The 24,704-nt window shown below is 65.5% G+C and carries 17 protein-coding genes; 3 read left to right on the top strand and 14 right to left on the bottom strand.

The genetic code is table 11. The features are described 5' to 3' along the window. Positions 1–106: 106 nt before the first annotated feature. From AB3X98_RS19500 to AB3X98_RS19455, 10 genes are all read right to left on the bottom strand, one after another. Complete coding sequence (locus AB3X98_RS19500) at positions 107–1,498, bottom strand: aspartate aminotransferase family protein (RefSeq protein ID WP_368605228.1); 1,392 nt, start codon at positions 1,496–1,498, stop codon at positions 107–109. Positions 1,499–1,518: 20 nt separating this feature from the next. Beyond that, entirely contained in the window at positions 1,519–2,997 is a 1,479-nt protein-coding gene (locus AB3X98_RS19495) for an NAD-dependent succinate-semialdehyde dehydrogenase (RefSeq protein ID WP_368605227.1), read from the bottom strand. Between the two features lie 129 nt (positions 2,998–3,126). After that, entirely contained in the window at positions 3,127–3,609 is a 483-nt protein-coding gene (locus AB3X98_RS19490) for an Lrp/AsnC family transcriptional regulator (RefSeq protein ID WP_368605226.1), read from the bottom strand. 7 nt (positions 3,610–3,616) lie between these two features. Next, positions 3,617–4,645 carry a N(2)-acetyl-L-2,4-diaminobutanoate deacetylase DoeB gene (gene doeB / locus AB3X98_RS19485; protein WP_368605225.1) on the bottom strand — a complete coding sequence of 343 codons (1,029 nt, stop codon included), beginning with the start codon at positions 4,643–4,645 and terminating at the stop codon, positions 3,617–3,619. 5 nt (positions 4,646–4,650) lie between these two features. Next, a complete protein-coding gene (doeA, locus tag AB3X98_RS19480; RefSeq protein ID WP_368605224.1) occupies positions 4,651–5,859 on the bottom strand; it encodes an ectoine hydrolase DoeA in 1,209 nt (402 codons plus the stop codon). A gap of 9 nt (positions 5,860–5,868) precedes the next feature. Then, positions 5,869–6,894, bottom strand: a complete 1,026-nt coding sequence (locus AB3X98_RS19475; RefSeq protein ID WP_368605223.1) for a cyclodeaminase — start codon at positions 6,892–6,894, stop codon at positions 5,869–5,871. Position 6,895: 1 nt separating this feature from the next. Beyond that, the gene (eutB, locus tag AB3X98_RS19470; RefSeq protein ID WP_368605222.1) at positions 6,896–7,876 is read right to left on the bottom strand and encodes a hydroxyectoine utilization dehydratase EutB; all 981 of its coding nucleotides are present in this window, start codon (positions 7,874–7,876) and stop codon (positions 6,896–6,898) included. Between the two features lie 108 nt (positions 7,877–7,984). Next, positions 7,985–9,397 (bottom strand): PLP-dependent aminotransferase family protein, encoded by a 1,413-nt coding sequence (locus AB3X98_RS19465; protein WP_368605221.1) that lies wholly within the window; start codon positions 9,395–9,397, stop codon positions 7,985–7,987. A gap of 177 nt (positions 9,398–9,574) precedes the next feature. Next, on the bottom strand, positions 9,575–12,178 hold the full coding sequence (gene ligD, locus AB3X98_RS19460; protein WP_368605220.1) for a DNA ligase D: 2,604 nt from the start codon (positions 12,176–12,178) through the stop codon (positions 9,575–9,577). Positions 12,179–12,219: 41 nt separating this feature from the next. Then, positions 12,220–13,080 (bottom strand): Ku protein, encoded by an 861-nt coding sequence (locus AB3X98_RS19455; protein ID WP_368605219.1) that lies wholly within the window; start codon positions 13,078–13,080, stop codon positions 12,220–12,222. 245 nt (positions 13,081–13,325) lie between these two features. Between AB3X98_RS19455 and AB3X98_RS19450 the strand changes: the two genes are divergently transcribed. Beyond that, positions 13,326–16,262, top strand: coding sequence for a PAS domain S-box protein (locus AB3X98_RS19450; protein ID WP_368605218.1), 2,937 nt, complete (start codon positions 13,326–13,328; stop codon positions 16,260–16,262). Positions 16,263–16,279: 17 nt separating this feature from the next. Here AB3X98_RS19450 and AB3X98_RS19445 read toward each other — a convergent pair whose 3' ends face one another. From AB3X98_RS19445 to AB3X98_RS19435, 3 genes are all read right to left on the bottom strand, one after another. Then, on the bottom strand, positions 16,280–17,428 hold the full coding sequence (locus AB3X98_RS19445) for a branched-chain amino acid ABC transporter substrate-binding protein (RefSeq protein WP_342947600.1): 1,149 nt from the start codon (positions 17,426–17,428) through the stop codon (positions 16,280–16,282). A gap of 76 nt (positions 17,429–17,504) precedes the next feature. After that, entirely contained in the window at positions 17,505–18,737 is a 1,233-nt protein-coding gene (locus tag AB3X98_RS19440; RefSeq protein ID WP_368605217.1) for an NAD(P)/FAD-dependent oxidoreductase, read from the bottom strand. Further along, positions 18,737–20,068, bottom strand: a complete 1,332-nt coding sequence (locus tag AB3X98_RS19435) for an amino acid permease (RefSeq protein ID WP_368605291.1) — start codon at positions 20,066–20,068, stop codon at positions 18,737–18,739. The genes AB3X98_RS19440 and AB3X98_RS19435 overlap by 1 nt, the downstream gene beginning before the upstream one ends. Positions 20,069–20,434: 366 nt before the next feature. Between AB3X98_RS19435 and AB3X98_RS19430 the strand changes: the two genes are divergently transcribed. Both AB3X98_RS19430 and AB3X98_RS19425 read left to right on the top strand, forming a co-directional pair. Next, positions 20,435–21,862, top strand: coding sequence for a PLP-dependent aminotransferase family protein (locus AB3X98_RS19430; protein WP_342947602.1), 1,428 nt, complete (start codon positions 20,435–20,437; stop codon positions 21,860–21,862). Positions 21,863–22,209: 347 nt separating this feature from the next. Further along, positions 22,210–22,746, top strand: a complete 537-nt coding sequence (locus AB3X98_RS19425; RefSeq protein WP_368605216.1) for a hypothetical protein — start codon at positions 22,210–22,212, stop codon at positions 22,744–22,746. Between the two features lie 186 nt (positions 22,747–22,932). Here AB3X98_RS19425 and AB3X98_RS19420 read toward each other — a convergent pair whose 3' ends face one another. Next, complete coding sequence (locus AB3X98_RS19420; protein ID WP_368605215.1) at positions 22,933–24,537, bottom strand: EAL domain-containing protein; 1,605 nt, start codon at positions 24,535–24,537, stop codon at positions 22,933–22,935. Positions 24,538–24,704: the final 167 nt, after the last annotated feature.

Raw genomic sequence — 24,704 nt, 5'->3', positions numbered from 1 at the left:
ACCGAAAAGCAACACCTGCGCAAGCCCAGCGGGAACAAAAAAGCCGCCGTACTGGCGTACGGCGGCTCGTGGCATTGAACCGTCAACGGTTGACACGCCTCGCGGCTTACCCCGCCACCAGGCTGCGCTCGGCCACCTCGTCCACGGCCTGTCTGACGACGCCGACGATCTCGTCGGCGTCGGTGCGCGTCATGACGAGCGGCGGCGCGAAGCCCAGGATGTCGCCATGCGGCATGGCGCGCGCGATCACGCCACGCTCCAGCGCCGCCGCCGAAACCTTCGGCCCGATCTTCAGCGCCGGGTCGAACGGCTTGCGCGCTTCCTTGTCGGCCATGAATTCCAGCGCCGCCAGCATGCCCACGCTGCGCACCTCGCCCACGAGCGGATGCGCGCCGAACGCCTCGCGCAGCTTCGCGCCGAAGTACGAGCCGACCTGCGCCGCGTTCTCCACGAGCTTTTCACGCTCGAGGATCGCCAGATTGGCAAGCGCGGCGGCGGCACACACCGGGTGTCCCGAATAGGTCCAGCCGTGGCCCATCGGCCCGTGCTCCTGCGAGCCGCGCGCGATCACGTCCCAGACCTTCTCGCCCACGATCACGCCGGAAAGCGGCGCATATGCGCTCGTGAGGCCCTTCGCGACCGTGATGAGATCCGGCTCGATGCCGAAGTGCTGCGCGCCCATCTTCGAGCCCAGACGCCCGAAACCGCACACCACCTCGTCGGAGATCAGCAGGATGTCGTGCTTGCGCAGCACCGCCTGAATGGCCGGCCAGTAGCCTTTGGGCGGCTCGATGATGCCGCCCGTGCCCATCACCGGCTCGGCGATGAACGCGGCAACCGTGTCCGCGCCTTCACGCGCGATCAGCTTTTCGAGCTCTTCCACGCAGTACGCGACGAACTGCGCCTCGTTCATGCCCGCGGGCGCCTTGCGATACCAGTGTGGGCAGACCGTATGCTTCACGCGATCGATCGGCAGATCGAAATGCTGATGGAAGCTCGGCAAGCCGGTGAGGCTGCCCGTGACGATGCCCGAGCCGTGATAGCCGCGGTCGCGCGAGATGATCTTCTTCTTGTTCGGGCGGCCCAGCACATTGTTGTAGTACCAGACGATCTTGACCTGCGTTTCGTTCGCATCCGAACCGGACATGCCGTAGTACACCTTCTTCATGCCGGCAGGCGCCCAGTCGATGATGCGCGACGACAGCTCGATGATCGCATCCGACGAATGGCCCACATAGGTGTGGTAGTACGCGAGCTGCTTCGCCTGCTCGTACATGGCGTCCGCAACTTCGGTGCGGCCGTAGCCGATGTTCACGCAGTAAAGACCCGCGAAGGCGTCGATATACTGCTTGCCCTGATGGTCCTCGATGCGGATGCCCTTGCCGCCGCGCACGATCTTGCCCGGCAGCGCGCCGCTCTCGTGATCGTAGGCGTGCGTGGACGGGTGCATGAAGTGCGCGCGGTCCTGCTCGAAGAGTGCGTCGATACGTTGAGTCATGTTGTCCTCCTGATTCCGGTTCAGGCCATGGCCGCGAGCGGCAGGCCGAGATTGCCAAGACAAAAATATTTGGTTTCCACGAAGGGCTCGAAGCCCTCCGCGCCACCTTCGCGGCCCAGGCCCGAGGCCTTCATGCCGCCGAATGGAATGGGTGCGCCCGTGAACTTCACGCCGTTCACCGAGACCATCGCGAAGTCGAGCCGCCGCACCAACTGGAAGATCGTGTCCATGCGCGTCGCGCACACGTAGGCCGCGAGGCCGTATTCCGTGTCGTTCGCCTTGGCGATCGCTTCGTCGAGCGTGTCGAACGCGCAGACTGCCGAAATGGGCGCGAAGTTTTCCTCGTCGTACACGCGCATGCCGGGCGCGGCATCCGCGATCACGGTGGGCTCGTAGTACCAGCCGCCCAGCGCATGCGGCTGGCCGCCCGCCACGATGCGCGCGCCCTTCTCGCGCGCATCGGCCACGCGCTGTGCGGTGCTGTCGAACGCGACCTGGTGCATGAGCGGGCCAATATCCACGTCTTTCTCGAATGCGGGGCCGGTCTTGAGCTCGCGCACCGCTGCCGCATAGCGCTCGACGAACGCTTCGTACAGCGACCGTGCCACGAAAATACGGTTCGCCGCGCAGCAGTCCTGGCCCGAAGTCTGGAATTTCGCCCCCACGGCAATCCTTACGGACTGCTCGAGATCGGCGTCTTCCGTGACGATGAACGGTGCATTGCCGCCGAGTTCGAGCGCGACCTTCTTGATGCCCGCACGCGCCGCCGTCTGCGTGACCAGCGAGCCCACGCGCGTCGATCCCGTGAAACTCACGGCACGCACGCGCGTGTCGCCAACCAGCGTTTCCATCGCCATTTGCGGCTCGCCGAGCACCACGTTGTAGACACCAGCCGGAAAGCCGGCCTCCTCCGCGAGTTGCGCCAAAGCGAGCGCCGAATACGGTGTTTCGTGCGCGGGCTTGACGACGACCGTGCAGCCGGCGGCGAGCGCGGCGGCGGCCTTGCGGGTGATCATCGCCACCGGAAAATTCCATGGCGTGATGAGCGCCGCGACGCCCACCGGTTCCATCACCGTGCCCAGATGCGCGCCGTCGATATGGGTGGGAATCGTACGGCCTGCCAGGCGTTTCGCCTCGTGCGCATACCACTCGACGAAGCTCGCCGCATAGCGGATTTCGCCGCGCGATTCGGCCAGCGGCTTGCCCTGCTCCAGCGAGAGCAGCGCCGCCAGATCCTCCTGGTGCCGCACGATCCGCTCGTGCCAGCGCAGGAGCGCCGCGCTGCGCTGCGTTTGCGAAACCCAGCGCCACGATTCGAAGGCGCGCTGGGCGGCGTCGACTGCACCGGTGATCTGCGCGCGCACGAGCATAGGCACGTGGCCGATCACCGACTGGTCCGCAGGGTTCTGCACGGCCACGGTGGCCGCGCTGTCGCTATGTACCCAGCGGCCGTCCACGTAGCACAGCGATTTGAACAGAATGGGGTGTCGTGGCAGCATCTCGCCTACTCCTTGTCAGGTCTGTCGACATGCATTCCATTCTGGGGCCGGCGGCGTCGCGATTTTTTCGGTTTTCGGCCCCGCGCACTTGCGGTTTCTTTTGAACCACCCCGCGCGGGCACGAAAAATTCATGCGCTTTCCAGGGTCCACGCTGGCGCGTGACTCGGTGCACACTTCACCACCTTTGTCACGATGTAGGTGAAGTAGCGCTCGATCCCGAGATCCTCCATCAGCAGCGCGTCGATAAAGCGCTGGTAATGGTCGATGTCGCGCGCCATCACGTGCAGCACGTAGTCCACGCCGCCGCCTGTGGCATAGCACTGCATGACTTCTTCGGCCGCGCTCACGCGTTCTTCGAAGCGTCGCATCTCGGGCGCGGTATGGCGCGATAGCGTCACTTCCACGACGATACGGCTGCCACGCATCGCGCCGACCCAGTCCACCTCGGCGTGGTAGCCGCGTATCACGCCGCTTTCCTCGAGCTTGCGCACGCGTTCCCAGGCAGGCGAAATGGAAAGGTTGACCTCTTCGGCGAGCTTCGATTTCGTAATGCGGCCATCGCGCTCGAGGATGCGCAGGATGGCCAGATCGTAACGGTCGAGCTTGATCACGGCGTGCTCATGCCGCGACGGGTAGGTTGCGTTCGACCACGTCGGCAACCACGGCCACGGTGTCGCCCGCCTGCACGAGGCCGGGGAAATGGCGCGCAGCTAACAGCCCCCCGCATTGCGCGCGATATTCCACGGCGCGCCCTCCGGTTCGGTCGATGTCGTGCACGCGCGCGAGCACGTCGCCCGCCTCGACGGCATCGCCGAGATCGCGGCACATCTCGAGCATGCCGCGATGCTCGCTCGTGGTGTAGCAGGTGCCGTCGGGCATGTCGAGCAAGGTGGTCGTGCGCGGACCCCCACTGCGCTCGCTGGCCTTGCGCTCGATGACGCCGGCGTGCGCAAGAAAGCCGCGCACGCCGCGATCCGCAATCGCCACGCTCTGCGCGGTGGACGTGCCGCCACCACCCAGCTCGGTCGAAACGAACACCTTGCCCGCTTCCTCCACCGCGCTGTCGAACAGGCCCACGCTATCGAGTTCCAGCATGCGCATGGAGTACGGCGCGCCGAACGCACGCATCGCACGCTCGCAACGTGCCTGCTGATCACCATCGGGCAGCACATGAATCGCCGCGAACGGCACGAAGTCGAGCGTGCGCCCGCCCGCGTGAATATCGAGCACGTAATCGGCGCGCGCCAGCAACTCACGCTGGAAGTAGTCGGCGATCTTTTCGGTCACGCTGCCATCGGGGCGACCTGGAAAGCTGCGGTTCAGATTGCCCGCATCGATCGGCGAGGTGCGCGTGCCCGCACGAAACGCGGGATAGTTCATGTACGGCACGATGATCACGCGGCCATTCACGTCCGCGGCCTGCAACGAGCCCGCCAGCTTGGCGAGCGCGATCGGGCCTTCGTATTCGTCGCCGTGATTGCCGCCCGTGAGCAGCACCGTCGGCCCCTCGCCGTGCTTGACCACGGTAAGCGGAATCATGATCGCGCCCCACGCGGAATCGTCGCGCGAATAAGGCAGCCTCAAAAAGCCGTGTTGCACGCCATTGGCGTCGTAATCGACGGTCGGCGTAATCGGTGACGCACGCATCGGCCCTACTCCTTCACGAACAGTTTGCGCGGCGTGGTGCAAAACGCTTCGACGCCGGTTTCAGTGATCAGAATGCTTTCGGTGATCTCGAGGCCCCAATCGTCGAGCCACAGCCCCGGCATGAAGTGAAACGTCATGCCGGGTTCGAGCACCGTGCGGTCGCCCGGACGCAGGCTCATGGTGCGCTCGCCCCAGTCGGGCGGAAAACTCGCGCCGATGGGGTAGCCGCAGCGGCTGTTCTTCTCGATGCCCGACTTGCTCAGCACTGCAAAGAACGCATTGGCGATGTCCTCGCACACGTTGCCGGGCTTCGCGGCGGCAAGGCCGGCCTCGATGCCTTCCACCACGGCTTTCTCCGCATCGAGAAAGTGCTTTGGCGGCTTGCCGAGATAGACCGTGCGCGACTGCGGGCAGTGATAGCGGTGGTAGCAGCCCGCGATCTCGAAGAACGTGCCCGCGTTCGCCGCGAATACCGAATCGTCCCACGTGAGGTGCGGGGCGGCGGCATCGGCGCCGGTGGGCAGGAGCGGCACGATGGCGGGATAGTCGCCGCCGTGGCCCTCCACGCCGGTAATGCCCGCCTCATAGATCTGCGCAACGAGGTCGCACTTCCTCATGCCCGGCTCGACCACATCGAGAATGCGCGCATGCATCTTCTCGACGATGCGCGCCGCGACGCGCATGTACTCGATCTCGCGCGGCGACTTCACCGCGCGTTGCCAGTTCACGAGCGCGGTGGCGTCCACCCAGCGCGCCCTGGGCAAATGGCGCTGGAGCGACGCGTAGGCCGCCGCACTGAAGTAGTAGTTGTCCATCTCCACGCCGATGCGCAGCGTGTCCCAGCCGTGCGCGGCGATGACTTCCGTGCTCAGATAGTCCATGGGGTGACGCACGGGAGACTGAACGTAATGATCAGGATAACCGATGATATTGCCGTGCGACATGAACGCCGTGCGCTTCGCGCCGTTCGCGTCCTGGCCGCGACCGAACCAGACGGGTTCGCCGTCCATGGTCAGCAGCACGCATTGATGGACATAGAACGACCAGCCGTCGTAGCCGGTCAGCCAGTTCATGTTGGTCGGGTCCGTGACGATCAGCAGATCGATGCCTTCGTCCTGCATCGCGCGGCGCGTCTTCGCAATGCGCGCGTCGTATTCGCTGCGTGCGAACACGAGGCGCGGCGCCACCTCACTCTTTTCAGTTGCTGCGGACATCTTTCCCTCTCAAGGCGTGACTGCGTTGTGAAACACCGCGCCCGCACCGGTCGCGCGGGCGCGCTGCAAGGCGAGAACGGCAATGGCGGTGTCCTGCGCCCCGGTGCCGGTGAGGTCGCAGATCGTGATGTCGTTGGCACTTACGCGGCCCTCGCGGCGGCCCGCGATCACTTCGCCCAGCTCCGCGAAGCCGCGATCGGGCGCGACCTTGTGCGCTTCGATCGCGTGCCTGAGTTCGCCGAGCACGCGCGTTTGCTGCAAGCGGTCGCAGACATAGCGCGCCGATTCGAACACCGAGGGTGCGAGTTCGTTCTTGTACTCGGCGTCGGAGCCCATGGCCGTGAGGTGCAGACCGGCGTGCAGGTCCGCCGCGTGCACGAGCGGTGTGCGGCTGGGGGTGGTCGTCACGGCCACGTCGGCTTGCGCGAGTGCGTCGTGCACCGAAGCGGCGACGCGAGCGCGCACGCCGTGGCGGCGTTCGGCGTCGGCGGCGAAGACCGAAGCGCGCGCCGCATCGCGGGCCCAAACGCTCACGCTGTCGATCTTGCGCACCAGCATGAGCGCATCGAGTTGCAGGCACGCCTGCTCACCCGCGCCGATGATCGCCGCATGGCGCGCATCGGGACGCGCAAGCCAGCGCGCGGCCACGGCGCCCGCCGCGGCTGTGCGCACGGCAGTCAGATAACCGTTGTCGAGCAGCACGGCCTCGGTAAGACCCGTGCGCGCAGAGAGCACGAGCATCAGCCCGTTCAGGCTCGGGAGGCCCAACGAGGGATTGTCGAAAAAGCCGGGGCTGATCTTGATGGCGAACTGTTCGAAGCGTGGCAGATACGCCGTTTTCACATCGACCTCGCCATGCCGCTCGGGCAGCGCGAGATTGAGAATGGGCGGCATGACAACGGCTTCGGTTGCGAGCGCAACGAATGCGGATTCGACTTGATCGACGGCCGCAAGATCGAGCGGGACGAGTTCGCGCAGTTGCTGTGCGCCCAGCAACGTAACCTGCGGCAACTCAGGTGACAACTCGGAATGCATTTCAAACCTCCGTCACGAGACGGCGGTGCACCGTCATGTCGATGTTCGCGCCGCTCACGACGATCACGAGCGGGCCTTTGCTGCGCTCGATGTGCCCGTCGAGCAGCGCCGCCATGCCCATCGCGCCCGCGCCTTCCACCACGAGGCGTTCTTCGCGGTACGCATGGGCCACGCCGTGCGCGATCGAAGGCTCGCCGAGCAGGATGACTTCATCGGCCAACGCGCGAGTCAGCGCGAAGGTGTGGCGATTGTCGAGACCAATGCCGCCGCCCAGCGAATCGGCCAATGTTTCGCTTTCCTCAACGTCGACGGGATGGCCCGCCGCGAGGCTCGCATGCATGGCCGCGCCGCGCGCCATCGAAACGCCGATGGCGCGCACGTCCGGCCGGATCTGCTTCGCCGCAAACGCTGCGCCGCTGAACAGTCCGCCGCCCGAAAGCGGCACCACGAGGGTCGCGGTGTCGGGCAGCGCTTCGAGAATTTCGAGGCCGATGGTGGCCTGCCCGGCGATCACGTGCAAGTCGTCGAACGGCGGCACGAACGCATAGCCTTCTTCGCGCATGAGGCGTTGCGCTTCGATCTGCGCTTCGTCCTGGCTCTTGCCCGCGATCACCACGCGCGCGCCCAGCGCAGCCACGGCTTCGACCTTGTTGGGCGGCACGAGCGACGACATGCAGACGGCCGCCTCCATGCCGAGCGCGTGTGCCGCATACGCGAGTGCACGGCCATGATTGCCGGTGGACGCGGTGACGACGCGCTTCACGCCCGACTCGGCGAGATGCGCCACCGCGTTGGTCGCGCCGCGCAACTTGAAGCTGCCCGTGGGCTGCACGGTTTCGAGCTTGAAGTAGACCGGCACGCCCACGCGCGCCGACAACGTGGGAGACGCCACGAGCGGGGTCTGCACTACGCGGCCGGCGAGCCGCTGGCGCGCGCGGTAGACATCGGCAAGTGAAAGTGACGAAAACGAAAGCGACGACATGAAATGCACGTTCCTTCCAGTGAATCTGTGCAATCCAGTCTAATGAGCCAAAACGGGCTTTCTAATGTCCTGGTACAATCCGCGCGCCCGGATGGGCAGACGCAACGTCTAGTTGAAATCGTGCACGTGCGGATACTGCTCGAACACGCCCGCCATGGTCTGCAGCGCGTTGCGGCACGCGGTGTCCGACGCTTCCGCGCCAAGGCTGATGCGCACCGCATTGGGACGCGCTGTGCCGCCCACGAGAAATGGGTCCGGCGAAGTCACGGCAATCTGGCGATTGCGCAATTCGCGCACGAGGCGGTCCGCCTGCCAGTAGTCGGGCACGCGCAGCCAGGCGGACAGCGCGTTGGGATGCGCGCCGAGCACATAGTCGCCCAACGCCTCGCGCACCATCGCCTGGCGCGCGGCGAGCCGCTCCCGCTGCAGTTCCACGAGGCGCCGCGCGGTGCCGTCCATGATCCAGCGCGTGGCAATCTCCGCAATCGGCGAGGTCGCCATCCAGCTGCTCACGCGCAACACGCTTTCCACGCGCAGCGCAAGGCGGCGCGGCATGGCGAGATAGCCCGTGCGCAGACCGGTGAGCACCGACTTGGTCATGCTCGTGCAATAGAACGCCAGCTCGGGAATCAGGCTCGCGACAGGCGTGTTGGCTTTCGCGGGCAGCGCGCCATACACATCGTCCTCGATCACGTACACGCCATAGCGCTCCGCAATGCGCGCAATCGCGCGGCGCCGCGAATCGGGCAAGACGGCCATGGTGGGATTGTTGAAGGTCGGCGTGCACACGAGCGCGCTCACGCGCTCGCTGTCGCACATCTCCTCGAAATGCTCGGGACGGATGCCGTACTCGTCGATTTCGAGCCCCTTGAGCGTGAAGCCCAGCACGTTTGCCGAGCCGATTACGCCGTGGTCCGTGAGGCTTTCGCAGAGCACCGTGTCTCCGGGGCCCACCGTGGACGCGAGCGCGAGGAAAATGCCGTGCGCCGCGCCATTGGTGATGAGGAGCGATTCGGGTTTCACCGGCATGTTGAGCGAGGCGAGCCACGCCGCGCCTGCCTGGCGATGATGCTCGAAGCCCGCGATGGGGCGAAACGAGCGAATCCACGGTTGATCGTCCAGCGTGGCGAGCGTGGCGCACACATCACGCCACGCGGCGTCGTGCTGCGGCGTGTGAACGATGCGCGCAATGGAAAAGTCGACGATCTCGCGCTCGGCCGTGTCGAGAATATAGTTCGACATCGACTCGGTCACGCGCGCGGCGACGAAGCTGCCGCGCCCGACCTCGCAGCGAATCAGGCCCTGTCTTTCGAGTTCCTTGTAGGCATTGGTGACCGTCTGCACGCTCACGCCCAGTTCCGCGGCCACCTCGCGCTGCGGTGCGAGGCGCACGCCGGAAACGAGCGCGCCGCGCTCGATGTCCTGTGCAATCGCCTTGACCAGCCGTTTGTATTTGGACTCTGCGCCGTGCGCGGCCCCGACCGCGTCACGCCACTCGCCCGAAATCGTCGCCCACGCCATCTCGATCCGCTCCTCGGTAAGCGTTCATGGTCGCTCAGAAACGGGGCGGAAAATTATTGTCTCAGGACAATTGCGGGTAAAAAAAGGACAATCAGCGCGCCGCGCTCGCGCTGCGCCAGCGAACCCACTTCGGAGGCGACGAGCTGGCGAGCCTGGTTGGCATCTGACGATAAGCTTTCACTTCGCGCCGAGTTGTTTCCACATAGCGGCCGTAATCCGTTGGCGCGCCTTTTCGTAGCCGCTCCACGGATCGGCGCGCAGCGCTTCGAGCCGCCCGCGCACGTTCGCGACATTCCACTGGTCGCCGCTTGTGAGCGTGTGCAGTTCGTCCCAGTCGACCGGCACCGATACGCCAAGACCGGGCCGCGCCCGCGGCGCATAAGCCGCAGCTGTGCTCGCGCCGCGGTTGTTGCGCAAATAATCCACGAAAATCCGGCCCTTGCGGTTCTGCGCCCCCATCTTCGCGCTGAAGCGCTCGGGCAGCGTCGCCGCCATGTGGCCCGCCACCGCGCGCGCGAAGTCCTTCGCCTCGTCCCAGCCGGCATGGCGCGTGAGCGGCACCACCAGGTGCAGGCCCCGTCCGCCGCTCGTCTTGCACCATGCCCGTAGGCCCAGCGCCTCGAGCAGTTCGCGCGTGAGCTGCGCGGCCTCGAGCATGCGCTCCCAACCGAGCGAGGGATCGGGGTCCAGGTCGAAGACGATGCGGTCGGGCTTTTCGATGCTTGCCGCGAGCGCATTCCAGGTGTGCAGTTCGATCGTATCCATCTGCGCGGCGCCGACCAGCGCTTCGGTGGAATCGAGCGTGAGCAGAGGTGCATGGCCTGGATCGAGACCGGCGTGCTGCGTGGCATGGGGAATCTGCAACGCTTTGGCGTGTTTCTGGAAAAACAGCTCGCCTCCCACGCCCTTGGGCGCACGCGCAAGCGCAACGGGGCGCCCTTGCACGTGCGGCAGCAGCCATGCGGAAATCGCTTCGAAGTACTCAACGAGATCGATCTTGCGCAGTCCGCTTTGCGCGTCGATCACCCGCTCGGGATGGGTGATTCGCACGCCGGCGACTTCGGCTTCGTCGTGCGCGGCCCGGCGCGTGCGGCTCACAGTCTTTGGTGCGTCCGTCGAGGCTTGCTTCGCGACCTTCTTTTCGCGTTGGTTCGCCACCGCCTGCAAGGGCGTCGGCTGCCCTTCGCGCACGATGTCCTTTGCGGGCTTGTCCTCGCGCAGTCCGACGAACGACGCCTGGCGCACCACGCCCGCGCTCGTCCATGTCTTGAAGCGCACCTCCGCCACGAGTTCGGGCCGCACCCAGTGCACGCCCGCGCGACGCTCGGCCGCCGGCACCGCCGCGAACGGCGAGTTCTGGCGCTCGCGCGCACGCAGTTCGCCCGCCATCGCTTCGAGCCGCGCCGCGTCGAAACCCGTTCCCACTTTGCCGGCATATTGCAACGCGCCATCGTCGCCATACACGCCGAGCAGCAGTGCGCCGAACCCCTCGCGGCTGCCCTTCGGTTCCGTATAGCCGCCGATCACGAATTCCTGGCGCCGCGAGCAGCGCAGCTTGAGCCACGCTGCGCTGCGCGTGGACGTGTAGCGACTATCGCGCCGCTTGGCGACGAGTCCTTCGAGATTCGCCTCGCAGGCGGCTTCGAGCAGGGCCTGCGGTTCGCCCTCGAAGGCCGCCGAAAAGCGCAGCGCATCGTCAGGCTTTTGTGCGAGCAGCGCCGAGAGCTTATTGCGGCGCGCCTCGAGCGCCACGCCGCGCAAGTCCGCGCCGTCTAGCCAAGGCAGATCGAAGAGCCAGAACGTGATGTCGCCCGCACGGCCCGCGTCGAACGCGTTCTGCAACGCCTGGAAGTTGGGCACGCCCGCCGCGTCGAGCACAACGGCCTCGCCGTCCAGCCACGCCGATTCGACCTTCAGCGCGCGCAGCGCTTGCACCTGACGCGGAAACTTCGCTGTCCAGTCGTTGCCGGTGCGGGTAAAGATGCGCACATCGCCCTTGCCGCGCGCGTGGCGGTCGATGCGCGCGAGCACGCGGTAGCCGTCGAACTTCATTTCGTAGAGCCAGTTGTCGCCGTGCGGGGGAGCGTCGACCGGCGTAGCAAGTTCCGGGGCAAGTGTCTCTGGCATCGATGCGCGCACTGCGCCTTCCAGTGCCGTGGCTGCCTCCTGCTTCGCGGCCCGGTTGCCCGCGCGGGCGCCCTTTTTTGATGTTTTCGACGTATTCGACGTAGCAGGTTCGTCCTCGACTACATGGAATTCGTCTTCAGGCATGGCCTCGTCGTCGCGCTGCTTGATCAGCAACCAGCTCTCCTGTTTGCCGTCGTGCATGGGACTCCGCACGAGCGCCCAGCCGCCGTGCAGCCGCTCGCCCTCCAGCGTGAATTTGAGCTTGCCTTGCGCATACCCTTCGCGCGCGCCGCGCAAACCGCCCTCGGGGCGCCACACACCGTGGTCCCAGATCGCCACCGTGCCTGCGCCATAGCTGCCTTCGGGAATGCGCCCTTCGAACGAGCCATATTCGAGCGGATGATCCTCCACATGCACGGCGAGCCGTTTCACCGTCGGGTCGAGGCTCGGGCCCTTGGGAATAGCCCACGACTTGAGCGTGCCGTCCAGCTCGAGGCGAAAGTCGTAGTGCAGCCGCCGCGCATCGTGACGCTGTATCACGAACGATCCTTCACCCTCTCGCGGTTTCGCGCTGCGTCGCGCAGTGCGACCACGCGGCTCCGGGGTTTCATCGAAGCGGCGCTTCTGTTCGTAGACTTCGAGTTTGTGCTTCATCGTTCACCCTTGTTGCGCTCTCTGAGCCGCATTTGCGTTCATCATGCCGCGCGCCGTCCGCGCTTCGGCGCCGTTTTCCGCGGCGGCGCACTCGCGCCGCGCTCGCTGCGCTTGCCGAGACTCCGCTTGAGCAACTCGGAAAGGTCGACGATATTCGCGCCGCGCCGCTCGGGCGCGGGTGCCGCAACGGGCGTGAGTTCGTGCGCCTTGCCTTCGCGCGCCTTGCGCCCGGCCAGTTCGAGAATCGCGTCGAGGTAGGTGTCGCGATACGTTTCGGGGTCCCAGTCCGTGCTCATGTCGTCGATGAGCTTGCGCGCCATTTGCAGTTCCTGTGTGCTCACGCCCGCGGCTTTTGCACTGCTGGGCAGCCGCTTCACCGCATCGAACTCGCGCACCTCGGTGGCCCACCGCAGCGTTTGCAGCGCAAGCGCGGGGCCCACCGCCACGAGCGCCGCGAGATGCTGCCGGCTGTGCAGCACGACGCTCGCAATGCCGAGCTTGCCGCTCGCCGCGAGCGCGTCGCGCAAGAGCGCGTAGGTCTTGCCCGCGCGCTTATCGGGGGCGAGCCAGTACGGCGTGTCGAGGTAGAGAAAGGAGACCTGCGACGCCTCGACGAACGCGAGCAGCTCGACCGTCTGCGTCGATTCGGGACTCGCGGCCTTGATCTCCTCGTCGGACATCACCACGTAGGCGCCTTTTTCATACTCGTAGCCGCGCACGATGTCGGCGTGCTGGACCGCCTTGCCCGTGCGCTTGTTGATCTGCTGATAGCCGACTGGGTCCAGCGTGCGCCGATCGAGCAGGTTGAAGCCGGTACGCTCGCTCTGCGTAGCCGGGAACACTTCGACCGGCACATACACGAGCCCGAAGGTGATGGCGCCTTTCCATATCGCGCGTGGCATGCTCGCATCCTCCTCGCCTTCCGTATCGTGCGGCCATCACGCAAATACAATGCCCGCCGCCCTTGCGGCCCGTTCAGAAGTGCGCTGTGTTCAAAGGGACGCAACAAAACGTGCTGGCATCTCCCGGTTTTTATCTACGGGAATACGCGATGCTTACCCGCAAACACAATGGGCTCCACCTGCGTTAGCAACTTTGCACCGAAGATGCGAACGCCGGGGCGGCGGACGACTAAAGCGGAGGCAGCATGCAAGACAACGGCGCACCTGCGCTCACGGTCGAGGAAACGCTGATCACCGAAGCCCTGGTGAACCGCCCGAACCGACTGCCCGACTACCAGGGCGAGAGCCGTGCGCTTGCTGCGCTCGCGCATGAAATGGCGAACAATCCCTCAGGTGTGCTGCCTATGCTCGCGCGGCTCGCCCTCACGCTTTGCCGCGCCGAGTCGGCCGGCGTGAGCGTGCCCGAGCGCGACGGCCCCACGGCCCGCTTCCGCTGGGGCGCGGTGGCCGGCGAACTGGCTGCCGACGTGGACCGCACGCTTCCCGGCGACGATTGTCCCTGCGGCGTGACCGAGGGGCGCAATACCATGCTTCTCTTCGACCGGCCGGCACGCAGCTTTGCCTCGTACCGCGCGATCGATCCACCCATCAGCGAGGCGTTGCACGTGCCATGGCGCGTCAACGGCACGGTGGTCGGCACGGTCTGGGCCGTGACGCACGGCGAAGAAAGACATTTCGACGCCGAGGACGCGCGCCAGCTACAAGGTCTCGCCTCCTGCGCGAGCGCCGCCCACCAGTTGACGAGCGCGCTGAGCGACGCCCAGGACGCGGGCCGCAATCTCGCGCAGCAGGTGGCCGAACGCACGCGCACGCTGCAGAACATCAATACGAAGCTCCACGACGAAGCCGAGCACCGCAAGCAGGTCGAAGAGGCGCTGCGCGAGAGCGAGGCGCGCCTGCAGGCCGCCATCTCCATCGAAACCGTGGGCGTGCTGTTCTTCGACCTCGACGGCACCATGGTCGACGCCAACGGCGCTTTCGAGCAGATGAGCGGCTATAGCCGCGAGGATTTGCGCGCCGCGGCGCACTGGGACCGGCTCGTGCCGCTCGAATTTCTCGGCGTCACGACGCGTGCGGTCACCGACCTCGCCACCACCGGACGCACACAGCCTTATGAACGGCAGTTGATCCGCAAGGACGGCACGCGCTGGTGGGGCCTTTTCGCGCCCACGCGGATCTCGGGCACGGGCATGGCTTCCAGGTGCGCCGAATTCGCACTGGACATTACGGAACGCAAGCGCGTGGAAACTGAATGCGCTGACAGCGAGGAGCGCTTTCGCGCGTTGGTGGAAGGCTTTGCGCAGGCCGTATGGGAAGCCGATGCCCAAGGTCAGGCCGAGTCGGTCTCGCCGGGCTGGTCGGAATATACCGGGCAGCCCGGCGAAGAATGGCTCGGCGAAGGCTGGGCGAACGCCGTCCATCCCGATGACCGCGCCTACGCGCTGCGCCAATGGAAAGACGCGATTGCGGCACAACGCGTGGTGAACGCGGAATATCGCCTGCACGTCGCCGCGGGTGGCTGGCGCTGGACCAACGTGCGCGCCGCGCCGATCTGGAATCCGGACGGCACGGTGCGCAAGTGGGTGGGCATGAATATCGACGTGGACGACCGCCGCAGCGCACAGGAAGCGCTGCGCGAGAGCGAGGCGCGCTTTCGCGCGCTAGCCGAAGCGTCGCCCGCACTGATCTGGCAAATCGACACGCAAGGCAATACGGTCTATCTGAACCAGCGCTATCTCACGGCGATCGGCCTCACGCCCGGACAGCTGCTCGAAACCGGCTGGCAAACCATCGTGCATCCGCGCGATCTGCCCGGCTTTCTGTCGCGCCTACAGGCTGCGCAACTCGACCATTGCGCGTTCCAGAGCCGGCTGCGCGTGAAAATCAAGGATGCAGGCTGGCACTGGTTCGAAACCTGTTGTGCGCCGTGGTTTTCCGCGAACGGCGAGTTTCGCGGCCACGTATGTGTATCGATCGACGTGACCGAAGCCGTGAACGCCGAAGACGCGCTCAAGGAAGCGGACCGGCGCAAGGACGAATTCCTCGCCACGCTCGCGCACGAGCTGCGCAATCCGCTCGCGCCGATCGCCAATGCGCTGCACCTCATCCGGCACAGCGAGTTTCCACCGGACTCCGCGCCGATCCTCGACATGCTCGATCGTCAGGTGCATCACATGGTGCGGCTGATCGACGACCTGATGGAAGTGTCGCGCATCACGCGCGGCAAGATCGGCCTCGTGAAGGCGCCCGTGGCGCTCGCGGAAATCATCGAGAATGCCGTCGAGACGAGCCGCCCCGCCATCGATCAGGCCCATCATGAACTGAGCATCACGCTTCCCGACACGCCGCTCGTTCTCGATGCCGATCGCGTGCGGCTCACGCAGGTCTTCGCGAACATGCTCAACAACGCGGCGCGCTACACCGACACGGGCGGCCAGATCCGGCTCGACGCCACGCGCGAAGGCGAGTGGGTCGTCGTCGCACTGAGCGATACCGGAATCGGCATGTCGGCGGGGCAGATCGATCAGGTGTTCGAAATGTTCACCCAGGTCAGCCGCCCCGCCGACCGCAACCAGGGGGGCCTCGGCATTGGCCTCACCATGGTGCGCCATCTCGTGCGCATGCACGGGGGCACCGTCGAGGCGGCAAGCGCCGGCCCCGGCAAAGGCAGCACCTTCACGGTGCGCCTGCCGCTCTCGCAGCAGACACCCACGGAAGCGCGCGAGACCCCGGCGAGCGTGGCGCGCGCTGCGAAGCCGCTCGCGGGCAAGCGCATTCTCGTGGTCGACGACAACCGCGACGCCGCCGATTCGCTCGCCATGGTGCTCTCGGGCGAAGGCGCGCAGGTGCGCGTGGTCTACGACGGCGCCGCCGCGCTCGGTGCGCTGGCGCAGTCGGTGCCACATGCGGTCGTGCTCGACATCGGCATGCCCGGCATGGACGGCTATGAAATCGCGCGACAGATCCGTCAAAGCCCGCGCTACGCCGGCCTGCAGATCATCGCGCTAACGGGTTGGGGCCAGCACGCCGACCGACTGCGCTCGCGCATGAGCGGAATCGATTCGCATCTCACGAAGCCGGTCGATTTCCACACGCTATTCGAGCTGCTGGTCGCGCGCTGAAAGGCCCCTCACGCGCTTTACACGCCATTGCCCCCGAGCGTCTTGAGGCTCTTCCACTGGCCCTGCTGCACCTCGAAGAGCGTATAAGGCGGCTTGATGAGGTCGCCGTGCGGATCGAACGCGATATTGCCCGTCACGCCCACCACCGTCACCTTCGGGAAACTCGCGACGATCTTCGAGCGGTCGAGCGAATCGGCGTCGCGAATCGCCTTGATCATCGCGAGCGCGGCATCATAGGCGAACGGCGCATACAGTTCGACATCCTGATTGAAGCGCGCCTTGTAGCGCTTCGCGAATGCTTGCGCCGAAGGCAGCTTGTCGAGCGCCGGTCCCGGTTCGAGGTCCTGCGTGCCTTCGCCCGCCGGGCCCGCGATCTGCAGGAAGGCATTGCTCTTCAATGCGCCCGCGCCGAACAGGCGCGCCGGCATGCCGAGCGTGCGCATCTGCTTCGCGAGCATCGCGCCCTGTTCGTCGAGGCCGCCAAAGAAAATCACGTCGACGTTCTTCTGCTTGAGCGAGGTAAGAATGGCGCGAAAATCGACGGCTTTGTCATTGGTGAACTCGCGGTCGACGATATTGCCGTTGGCCTCCTTCGCGCCTTTCTCGAACGCGTCGGCGAGCCCCTGGCCAAAGGCCGTGCGGTCGTCGATGATGCCGATGCGCTTCGCCTTCAACTGCTCCACCGCGAACTTGCCGGCGATCACGCCGCCTATGCCGTCGTTGCCCATGGTGCGAAACACGTTCGCGTAGCCCTGCTGGGTCAGCGCCGGATTCGTCGAGCCCGGCGTGATCATCGCGACATTCGCATTGTGATACACCGTCGAAGCGGGAATGCTGCAGCCCGAGTTGTAGTGGCCGATCACGCCGACCACGCCGTCGTCCACGAGCTTTTGCGCCACCTGCACGGCCACGTGCGGATCGGCCTGGTCGTCCTGCACGTCGAGCACGTACTTCACCGGCTTGCCCGCAATCATGGGGTGTTTGGCGTTCTCCTCGTCGATCGCGAGCTGCGCGCCATACTGCAAGTCCTTGCCGACGCGCGCCACCGGGCCGGTGAGCGGACCCGCGAAGCCGATCTTCACAACCTCGGGGTCGGCCGCCTGCGCGGGGCCGTGCAAGCCCATCAGCCCGAGGGCCATCGTTAGTACGAGAGTGCGGCGGTTCATGTTGCTCATCCTCGCTGGGAGACTGTTGCGGTGGGTGTTATGTGGCGGTTGGCTGGAAAGTGGCTTGGATCACGGGTTAAAAGCGTCGCGGACTATAAGGCGCAAGATCGAAAGGAGGCGCACGCCTTGCAACGAGATCGGCGACCACGCTGCCCGTCACGCCGCCGAGCGTCACGCCCAGATGCTGGTGCCCGAACGCGTAGATCACGCGCGGCGAGCGGCTCGACGCGCCCACCACGGGCAACGCGTCGGGCAGGCTCGGCCTGAAACCCAGCCAGTCGCTGTCCGGTTCCGGCAGCCCGGGCAGCGCCTCCTGCGCGGAGCGCGTCAAGAGGCGCAGCAGGTCCGCGTTCTTGCCCGCGCCGCTGGCCGCCAGCTCGACGGTGCCCGCCGCGCGGATGCCGCCGTCCATCGGCGTCATGTAGAAGCCGCGTTCGGCCCAGCCGCACGGACGCGAAATTCGATTAGCGGTGCCAGGAAAGCGCACGTGATAACCACGTTCCACACCTAGCGGCACTGCGTCGCCGCATTGGCGCGCGAGGCGCCCCGAAAACGCACCCGCGCAGACAATGGCCTGTTCCGCGTCATGTGCCTCGCCCGCCGTATCGATCAGCTTCACCGCACCAGACGTTGGCTTCAGCGTATCGACCGCCACGCGCCGGTGCACCAGGCCGCGCTGCGTCAGCATCGCGTGCAAGGCCTGCAGAAAGCCGCGCGGATCGCTCAGAAACCAGCTGCCCTTGAAGAGCGTGCCTTGAGAAAAGAGCGGCGCGAGGCCGGGCTCCAGTTGCGCTATCTCATCGCGCGCGAGCGTTTCGAACGCCACGCCGAGCGAGCGCCGTAGCTCGAGCGCCGGCTGCGCGGCCTTGAACGACGCTGCGCTCGAATACAGGTAAAGGCATTCGCGTTCACGCACGAAGGCCGCGAGCGTGTCGACGGCCAGCATTTCGCGGTAGCCTTCGAAGGCGCGCGAAAGCAATTGCGCGAGCGCATTCACGCTGCCCTCATAGCGGCGAGGCGTCGCGCTCAGCAGGAAACGCGTGAGCCAGGGCGCGAGCGCCGGCACGTCGCCCCAGCGGATGCGCAGCGGGCTCGTCGACGAGAATAGAAAGCGCGGGATGTTGCGGAACACGTCCGGGTTGTTCACGGGAATGCACGCATAGTTCGCGAACGTGCCCGCGTTGCCGTATGAGGCGCCCTCGCCCGGCCCCTGCGCGTCGTACAGCGTCACGCTGTGCCCGTCGCGCATGAGCCAGTACGCGCACGACAACCCCACGAAGCCCGCGCCGATGACAGCCACTTGCGCCATTACTTCTTCCAGTTGGTTGCAGGCTCACGGAATTCCTGCACGTGAGTCCTCTTGCGTGTGAGCAGGTAAGCCGCCGACACCACCGCCAGGCTCGCCAGGCTCGCCATGAGCTGGCCCGCGAGCGCATGGTCGAAGCCCATCGCGCAGAGCACGCCGGCAATCGCGGCCACCACGGCCCACGACAGCCAGGGAAAGAGCCACATTTTGAATGTGAGCCGTTCGGGCGCCGTCGCCTCGAGGCGCCGGCGAATCACGATCTGCGAAACGGCGATGGAGAGATACACGAACAGCATGATCGCGCCCGATGCACTGACGAGATAGAGGAACACGACCTGGGGCGAAACGATCGCCGCGACGATGGCCACGTAGCCGACGATGCTGCTCGCGAGCACGGCGAGACGCGGCACGCGGCTCTTCGAGAGCGTGAGCAGCGCGCGCGGGGCGTCGCGGCGCTCGGCGAGCCGGAACACGATGCGCGAGGAGACATAGAGCCCGGAGTTCAGCGCCGAGAGCACGGCCACCAGAACGATTGCATTCATGATGTCCGCGGCGCCCGGGATATGCATGGTTTCGAGCGCGGCCACGAACGGCGAGTAGCCCACCTTGATGCTCGCCCACGGCACGATGCAGGCGATCACGAAGAGCGAGCCGACATAGAACGTGATGACGCGCAGGATGACCGAGCGCGTCATCGACGCCACGTTGCGGCCCGGATCGTCGGATTCGGCCGCGGCAATGGTCGCGATCTCCGCACCGCCCACCGCGAAAATCACCGTGGGCACGCCCGCGAAGATCGACATCGCGCCGAACGGCATGAATCCGTGGTCGCCGCTCAGGTTGTTCACGGTCTGGTGCCACGAGCTGAACCCGAACAGATAGCTCGCGCCCACCACGATGAACACGATGATCGCCGCCACCTTGATCGACGCGAACCAGTACTCGAATTCTCCATACGATTTCACCGAGAGCAGGTTCACGGCCGTCATGAGCGACAGGAGCACGAGCCCGATCACCCAGACCGGTGCGGGAATCCAGCGCTGCAGGATGCCCGCGCCCGCCACCGCCTCCACGGCGACCACGATGACCCAGAAGTACCAGTAGAGCCAGCCGTTCGTGAAACCGGCCCAGTCGCCGAGACCGATGCGCGTGAACTCCGTGAACGAGCCGACACCCGGATGCGCGAGCGCCATCTCGCCGAGCATGCGCATGACGAACAGCACGACGATGCCGGCCAGCAGATAGCTCAGGCAGGCAGCCGGCCCCATCGCGCTGATGGTCGCGCTGCTCCCGACGAAGAGCCCCGCGCCGATGATTCCGCCGAGCGAAATCATCGTGACGTGCCGCTTGCGCAGCGAGTGGCCAAGGGGTGTGGATGTTGCGTCTGAAGCGGGTGTGGGTTGCCGGGTTGCCACGAGCCTGTCCTCCTGTAATACAGTGCGTGTTGCGCCGAACTGCCGACCGAACAAAACCTTGAATTCATACTCACACAATAATTTTTTGTGTGCAATTAAAAATGCTTTGTGTGGAGACTAGGAAATTCCCTGGTGGGTGACCTTTCGGCCCGGGACAAAGGCAGCTAAACTCCGGCCAGATATCGTACTATTGGCGTAACGATGCGGCGGCGGCGCTAGCAGCCCATTTCACAGCAGCAAGGCAACGTGGCAGAGGATCGAATTTTGTATGGAGTTACTACTTGCATGAAAGCCGACGATTACCAGACAAAATCGGATGACGATCTCCAGACAAAAGGTCGACAAGCCACGTATCTGGAGGTCTCCCGCAATCTCGAGGAGCAGGTGCGCAGCGGTCAGTACCCACCCGGCAGCCGCCTGCCGCCGCAGCGCGATCTGGCCGTGGAACTGGGCATCAACGTCTCCACGGTCTCGCGCGCGTATAAGGAATTGCAGGCGCGCGGGCTGATCGTGGCGAGCAAGCGGCGCGGCTCGATCGTCACCGGCGGCGCCATGCCTGCCGTCGGCGCGGCGGCGCAGCGCGGCAGCCAGGCGAGCGGCGCTGAAGCGGGTGGCGTGGTGGACCTCACCGTCAACCGGCCGGCGACCGGCGAATTTCTCGCGCAGCTCGCCCGCACGATGGCGTCGATCTCGCGCGACCCGCGCTTTGCGGAAACCCAGGAATACCAGCCGCCCCAGGGCGCCGAATGGGCGCGCGCCGCGGGCGCGCAGTGGATCGCCGCGCCGGGCTTCACGCCCTCGCCCGAGAATCTCGTCGTGACGAGCGGCGCGCAGCACGGCCTCTATGCGGTCCTGAGCAGCCTGATGGGACACGAAGGCGTGATCCTTTCCGACAAGCTGACGTACTACGGCCTCAAGGCGCTCGCGCCCGTATTCCAGTTCGAGCTGGTCGGTATCCCGAGCGACGCCGAAGGCCTCCTGCCCGACCAGCTCGAAGACGCCTGCCGCCGCATGCCGGTGAAGGCCATCTTCACCGTGCCGAACCTGCAGAACCCCAGCGTGGTCACGATGAGCCTCGAGCGGCGCCTCGCGCTCGTGGAGATCGCGCGGCGACATCACGTCGCCATCATCGAGGACGACGTGTACGGGCCGTTGCTGCGCAAGCGCCTGCCGACCATCGCGAGCCTGTGTCCCGAGCTGACCTTCCACGTGGCCTCCACCTCGAAGGTGCTCGCGCCGGGGCTGCGCATCGGCTATCTGCTCACGCCGCCGCACGGTGCACCGCTCGCAGCCGAAGCCGTGCGCACGACGGCCTGGATGCCTGCGCCGCTCACCACGCTCATCACCACGCGTTGGATCGAGGACGGCACCGCTCACCTCATCCTCGAAGCGCAGCGTGCGGAGCTGCAGGCGCGCCAGGAACTCGCTCTCCAGATCCTGCCGCGCGAGTTGCTCAACAGCGACCCGGCGTGCATGTTCGTCTGGCTGCGCGTACCGGCGCCGTGGCGTTCCGACGACTTCGCCGCGAACGCGCTCGCGCGCGGCGTGAATACCATGCCCGCTTCGGCCTTCGCGGTGGACCGCTCGACGCTCGAGCACGGCGTGCGTATCAACCTCGCGTGTGCAACCTCGCGGGAGCAACTCGCGCGCGCACTGAAGGTTCTCGCTCGCACACTGCAGGACCGGCCGCGCGCGCTCTTCGGCACGATCTAGGCCGCACCCGGATTTTCCCCAATGGGTTGGCGTCGATGTGGCGTCGATGGGCTCGCCTGCTGCGTGAGCCCATCGAGCATGCGCACGTCCATGCGCAATTTCTTCCGCTGCGAGTGCGCCTCGCGCAGCTCGAATCGGTCATAACGTCCGCGATGTTAGGCAACGACGGTGCACGTCAACCGCGCTCTGGTGGACTTCGCATCCATCTGCATCGCGTACGCACACATTCGGCTGGCAGGAAGCAAATCAGGTACTAGAATGCATTGGTGCAAGTGATGCAAAGGCAGTCAGTTCGGCAGGAACGTTCGACAGTTTGATGTTTCGAGTTCGTCATTGGAGGCATGCTCATGACGTGCCTGAACGAAAAGATTGTCGGTGCAGCCTTTTTTATGCTGAGCGGTTACGCATTCGCTCAGAGCACCGGTTTGAACATTCCCGAAACCATGACGGTCGCCAATATCCCGTCAATGCCGATGGAAGTGGTTCCAGCGCTGCCGCCGGAACCCCAGGCGTACCTCCACCGGTACGAAATGGAATATCAGGCGAATCAGTCAAAGCCGTTTTACGCGGAAGTCGAAAGCTTTTATAGCGCGCCGGTAGCCCAGGACAAATACCATTACGACTTCGTGAAATCCGCGCCCGGAAGCCGTTACGGTGAGCAGCAGGCTGCACGGTCGAGTGCCGATTATCTGCAGATGGGCCCTTCCACAGCGCCGCAAATCTCGATTCTTCAGGTGCCGGACAGCACGCTGAACATCGGCGCGCAGCCTCAGCGCAGGCTCTCGCTGACCGTCGACGAGTGGGTGTTTTCCGCCACCGCACGCGTCGCCATTCTTCATTCGCATAGCACAGGCGCAACGGTTACCGTTCGGCGCGGCTTCTAGATTCGCGTATCTGATTTAACTGTCGAATCGAGAAAGACATTAATCGAAACAGGAAATGGCGCAACCGGAAGCAAGTGCGCTTTTGCAGACAACCTTCGGTAAGGATTGCAGACTTCCTGCAAGCCGACTTTTCGCAACTTCGGCTTATGGAATTCATTACTCAAGACAACTTCATACGTATTCGCGCTAGCGCACCGGCGACGACACCGCATAACGCACGAGCCTCGCGTCGCGCTGCATTTCGGCAATACTCGCAGCGGAGCCCGGCCGCCGGTAGAAATACCCCTGCCCATAGCGAATGCCCAGACGTTGCAACATCTCGTGTTGCGCCTCGGTCTCGACACCCTCTGCAATGATTTCCATTCCGAAGTGACTGGCCAGCGCCACGATCCCCTTGACAAGCTGATCGCCGCGCCGCTCGAGTTGTCGTACGAACTGCCCGTCGATCTTCACGTAGTCGAACGGAAAGCGCCCGAGCGTGTCGAGGTTGCTGTGATGCGTGCCGAAGTCGTCGATAGCGAATTTCACGCCGCGCGCCTTCAGCGTCTCGAACACCGCCTCGGTGCGAGCGCGCTGTTCGAGCAGGAAACGCTCGGTCACTTCGAGAATCAGGATGATGTCCGGCGGCAGGTGCTCGACTGCGCCGAGCACGTCCGCCACGAAATCCTTGCGTTCGAAGTCCAGCGGCGCAACGTTGACGGCGAGGTGAAACGGACGCTCGCTCGTCGCGCGCACCATCTCTGTGGTTGCGCGTTCGAGCACGAAGCGCGTGACCGGTCCGAGCAGGCGGCTACCCTCTACGTCGGCCATGAACACGGCGGGACTCACTGCGCCGAATTTCGGATGGGTCCAGCGAATGAGCGCCTCTGCGCCGCTCACGCGGCCGGTCGCCAGTTCGACCACGGGCTGGTAGACCACATGAAACTGGCCGTGCCGCAGGCCGCGGCGCACCGCCGAGAGCAGCAGCCGGCGCGGCGCGAATGCGATGAGCCAGGCCGCGCCGATCAGCAGATCGACGAGCAGCGCCGCCGCGCCAAAGCGCAGACCGTATTTCCAGCGCGCGTCGCGATGCGCGCTTGGCGCGAACGCCACGTCGACGGCGAAGCCCCAGCGCGAAGACGTGGCACGCGCACCCGCGTGGCGCGCCGCGTCGCCGGCGGCGAGCAGCGCGCCACGGTCGTCTATCGCCGCAGCGCCCGGCACGGAGAGCGTGACGCGGCCCGCGCCGTAGCGCACGCCGTGCGCGAGTGCATCGGTCAGATACGCCGACTCGATCACGTAAAGCAGGCCAACGTTCTCGCCGGTGGGTACATAGAGCGGCATGACCGGCACGTGGGCCTGCCAGGGCGAGCCGCCGATCAGCGTGACCGCTGTGCTCGCAGGTACATGCGCGAAGAACGGAGCGAGCGGCAGGTCGTAGGGGCCGAGCGCAGACGAACAGTAGAGCCGCCCGTTCGCCACGAGATTGATGCCGCGCACGTAGTTGACGTGCGTTCTCAGCTCGGCGAACTGCCGCGCCACACGCTCGCAGGGCTGCCCCGGAAGTGCGGCGAACGCGGCACTTTGTGCGGTGAGCACGCTATCGAGAATGTGCTCGATCGCGGACACCATATCCTGCGCGATCAGACCTTCATGCTTGCGGATCGACTTGTCGCCTTCCCTCACGCCGGCGGCCGCCGCGAGCAACAGCAGACTTGCGGCGCACACGAACGTGACGATGGCGGCGAGCGTGGGCGTGAGGCCCGACCAAAGGGACTTGCGAATCGAAGACCACGTAGCTGGTTTTGTCATGGGCACACCTGTGCATGGATGGCGTGCCCCGTTCCGGACATGATCCGGGCATAGGCTCCCTGCACGTCACCCGCCTTTTGTATGAACAGACGATACGTTACGTCAACCGCTTCCTCACATGTTGATTTTTCTGTTTTCACGCGCGCCCCGCCTTCCGGGAACGGCGC

The organism is Paraburkholderia sp. BR14312 (assembly GCF_040948675.1).
Classification (GTDB): domain Bacteria; phylum Pseudomonadota; class Gammaproteobacteria; order Burkholderiales; family Burkholderiaceae; genus Paraburkholderia; species Paraburkholderia nodosa_A.
Note: the sequence above shows the minus strand (reverse complement) of the source record. Positions and strands in the feature narration are given on the sequence as shown.

Bases quoted from the DNA above. Each gene is read 5' to 3' on its own strand.
- AB3X98_RS19495 (WP_368605227.1), bottom strand. From the start codon at position 2,997: ATGCTGCCACGACACCCCATTCTGTTCAAATCGCTGTGCTACGTGGAC.
- AB3X98_RS19435 (WP_368605291.1), bottom strand. From the start codon at position 20,068: ATGATTTCGCTCGGCGGAATCATCGGCGCGGGGCTCTTCGTCGGGAGC.
- doeA (WP_368605224.1), bottom strand. From the start codon at position 5,859: ATGTCCGCAGCAACTGAAAAGAGTGAGGTGGCGCCGCGCCTCGTGTTC.
- AB3X98_RS19500 (WP_368605228.1), bottom strand. From the start codon at position 1,498: ATGACTCAACGTATCGACGCACTCTTCGAGCAGGACCGCGCGCACTTC.
- AB3X98_RS19440 (WP_368605217.1), bottom strand. From the start codon at position 18,737: ATGGCGCAAGTGGCTGTCATCGGCGCGGGCTTCGTGGGGTTGTCGTGC.
- AB3X98_RS19430 (WP_342947602.1), top strand. From the start codon at position 20,435: ATGAAAGCCGACGATTACCAGACAAAATCGGATGACGATCTCCAGACA.
- AB3X98_RS19455 (WP_368605219.1), bottom strand. From the start codon at position 13,080: ATGCCACGCGCGATATGGAAAGGCGCCATCACCTTCGGGCTCGTGTAT.
- AB3X98_RS19465 (WP_368605221.1), bottom strand. From the start codon at position 9,397: ATGGCGTGGGCGACGATTTCGGGCGAGTGGCGTGACGCGGTCGGGGCC.
- AB3X98_RS19445 (WP_342947600.1), bottom strand. From the start codon at position 17,428: ATGAACCGCCGCACTCTCGTACTAACGATGGCCCTCGGGCTGATGGGC.
- doeB (WP_368605225.1), bottom strand. From the start codon at position 4,645: ATGCGTGCGTCACCGATTACGCCGACCGTCGATTACGACGCCAATGGC.
- AB3X98_RS19425 (WP_368605216.1), top strand. From the start codon at position 22,210: ATGACGTGCCTGAACGAAAAGATTGTCGGTGCAGCCTTTTTTATGCTG.
- AB3X98_RS19475 (WP_368605223.1), bottom strand. From the start codon at position 6,894: ATGCATTCCGAGTTGTCACCTGAGTTGCCGCAGGTTACGTTGCTGGGC.
- AB3X98_RS19420 (WP_368605215.1), bottom strand. From the start codon at position 24,537: ATGACAAAACCAGCTACGTGGTCTTCGATTCGCAAGTCCCTTTGGTCG.
- ligD (WP_368605220.1), bottom strand. From the start codon at position 12,178: ATGAAGCACAAACTCGAAGTCTACGAACAGAAGCGCCGCTTCGATGAA.
- eutB (WP_368605222.1), bottom strand. From the start codon at position 7,876: ATGTCGTCGCTTTCGTTTTCGTCACTTTCACTTGCCGATGTCTACCGC.
- AB3X98_RS19450 (WP_368605218.1), top strand. From the start codon at position 13,326: ATGCAAGACAACGGCGCACCTGCGCTCACGGTCGAGGAAACGCTGATC.